This is a genomic window from Candidatus Nanopelagicales bacterium (genome assembly GCA_018003655.1).
In the GTDB taxonomy this organism is placed as follows: domain Bacteria; phylum Actinomycetota; class Actinomycetes; order S36-B12; family UBA10799; genus JAGNDY01.
The window spans coordinates 1-2859 of sequence record JAGNDY010000158.1 but is presented as its reverse complement, the minus strand read 5'-3'; the positions used below and the strand labels follow the sequence as shown (position 1 = coordinate 2859).

The 2859-nt window shown below is 62.9% G+C and carries 2 protein-coding genes; both read right to left on the bottom strand.

What is annotated here, in order from left to right:
• A partial coding sequence (aceE, locus tag KAZ48_11695) for a pyruvate dehydrogenase (acetyl-transferring), homodimeric type (GenBank protein MBP7973454.1) occupies positions 1-2278 on the bottom strand: 2278 nt, incomplete at its 3' end.
• Between the two features lie 21 nt (positions 2279-2299).
• Entirely contained in the window at positions 2300-2716 is a 417-nt protein-coding gene (locus KAZ48_11690) for a DUF3052 domain-containing protein (GenBank protein MBP7973453.1), read from the bottom strand.
• Between the last annotated feature and the right edge of the window lie 143 nt (positions 2717-2859).

The window sequence follows — 2859 nt, the reverse complement described above, 5'->3', positions numbered from 1 at the left end:
TTGCCCGTAGTGCCCATTGGACCGCAGGGCCGGAGGCGAGCAGTTGCGCGCGGCGGTCACCGGCAGCTTCGGGGTCGGCTTGGGCGATCAGGTGCATCCCCGCGAGGATGCCGTCGATGTCGGCGCCCTCGGGCTGGGCCGGTTGTGGGTACGGCTCGTTGTACACCGTCAGGTAGTAGAAGACGTTCTGTGCATCCGGTCCGACCATTCGGCGAAGGCCGTCTTTAACGATATGGGCGATCTCATAGCCGAATGCCGGGTCGTAGGAGATGACTGCGGGATTGGTCGACGCGATGAGCGGGGACTGGCCGTCCTGGTGTTGGAGACCCTCGCCGTTGAGGGTGGTCCGACCGGCAGTTGCTCCCAGCAGGAACCCGTGGGTCATTTGATCCATCGCAGCCCACAGCAGGTCGGCAGTTCGCTGGAAACCGAACATTGAATAGAAGATGTAGACGGGGATCATGTGCTCGCCGTGGGTCGAGTAGGAACTGCCTGCGGCGATGAATGACGACGTGGCGCCGCCCTCGTTGATGCCCTCGTGCAGGATCTGCCCGGAGGTGCTCTCTTGGTAGGACAAGAACAACTCGCGGTCTACCGAGAGGTAATGCTGACCGTCGGGGTTGTAGATCTTCTGGGTCGGGAACATCGCATCCATCCCAAAGGTGCGAGCCTCGTCCGGGATGATCGGCACCCACCGCGGGCCGATGTTTTTGTCTTTGAGTAGCTCCTTGAACAGCCGAACGAAAGCCATCGTGGTGGCGACTGGCTGCTTGCCCGAACCCCGCTCGAGAACCTCGTACGCCTTGTCCCCAGGCAGCTCCAGCGGCTTGGCGCGATTGGTTCTGGCGGGAATGCCGCCACCGAGTTCGCGGCGGCGCTCGAGCATGTACTCGACGGTCTCGTGATCCTTGCCAGGATGAAAGTAGGGCGGCAACGTCGCATCGAGTTCCGAGTCGGGAATGTCGATTTGCAGCCGATCGCGGAAGACCTTGAGATCCTCCAGGGTCAAGTGCTTCATCTGGTGCGTCGAATTGCGGCCCTCGAAGTGCGATCCCAATGTCCAGCCCTTGATGGTCTTGGCCAGGATCACCGTGGGGCGCCCCTTGTGCTCTGTTGCCGCCCGGTACGCGGCGTAAAGCTTGCGGTAGTCGTGGCCGCCGCGTTGCAGTCGCCAGATATCTCCGTCGCTCATGTCCGCCACGAGGGCGGCGGTTCGTGGATCACGGCCGAAGAAGTTCTCGCGGACGAATGCTCCGTCCTCGGACTTATAGGTTTGGTAGTCGCCGTCGGGCGTGGCATTCATCAGTGCCACCAGCGCGCCGTCGGAGTCGTTGGCCAGCAGGGGATCCCAGCCACGCCCCCACACGACCTTGATGACATTCCAGCCCGCGCCACGGAAGAGCGCCTCAAGCTCCTGGATGATTTTCCCGTTGCCTCGGACTGGTCCGTCGAGGCGCTGCAGGTTGCAGTTGATGACGAACGTAAGGTTGTCCAGCTTCTCGCGGCTGGCAAGTGAGAGCGCCCCGGTGGATTCAGGCTCGTCCATCTCGCCGTCGCCCAGAAAAGCCCACACATGCTGATCGGAGGTGTCCTTGATGCCACGGTCACGCAGGTATCGATTGAACCGCGCTTGGTAGATCGCGTTCAGCGGACCCAGGCCCATTGAGACGGTCGGGAACCGCCAGAAGTCCGGCATCAGCCGTGGGTGTGGATAGGACGGCAGGCCGCCACCCGGATGGCTGAGTTCCTGCCGGAAGCCGTCCAGGCGGTCCTCGGTCAAACGGCCTTCGAGGAACGCCCGTGCGTAGGCGCCCGGGGAGGAATGACCCTGCCAGAAGATCTGGTCGGAGCCGCCCAACGCGTTCGGTCCGCGGAAGAAGTGGTTCATACCGACCTCGTACAGCGCGGCCGACGATGCGTAGGACGAGATGTGGCCACCGACCTCCACCCCCGGCCGTTGCGCCCGGTGCACCATGATCGCGGCGTTCCAGCGGGTGATCGAGCGGATCCTGCGCTCGATCGCCTCCTCACCCGGGAACTCAGGCTCATCCTCAGGCGAGATGGTGTTGATGTAGTCGGTTTGCCGAACATCTGGGACACCAAGGTCGCGTTCGGCGCTGTGACGCAGGAGTTCGCGCATCAGGTAACGCGCTCGGGTGGAACCGGCCTCATCGATGACGCTGTCGAGCGACTCGATCCACTCCCGGCTCTCGGCCGGATCGTTGTCCACGTACTGGCTGGGGAGGTTACCGCTGTGTTCTGCGTTGGTTCCGGGCATTGCCGGCTCCGTCCTTGGTGCTTATTTGCCTCTGCCTGAGCGTCGCGCGACGAGGCGAGTGCCCTGCCAGTCCGCCGCTGCATTCACGCTACTCGTCTGTTGCAGGCCAGAGGTAGGGGCAGCATCGGAGATATCTTCGGGCTCAACGTGACCATCCCGGCCGGACTTGGGGGTCAGTAGCCACACCACGCCTTGATCGGCCAGTGACGTGATCGAGTCCACTAACGCATCGATCAGATCGCCATCCTCCTCGCGGAACCAGAGCAGCACCACGTCGACGACCTCGTCGGTGTCCCCGTCGAGGAGTTCAGAACCGATCGCGGACTCAATCGCCGCTCGCAGATCCTCGTCGCAATCGTCGTCGTAGCCGAGTTCTTGCACCGTCTGGCCCTTCGTAATTCCGGCCAGGACTGTCCCGCTCACCAATTCCTCCGTCATGTTGACAACTCGCAGTGACCGCGCGGTTTGCCCCGGTCATGGGTGTAGTCCATCGGACTCGGTGGCCGCACGCAACCATTGGGGTGCGCGTCGGGTGTGTTGGCCACAAATCCGATTGGGTAAGGTTCCCCTAAGTGCGATGG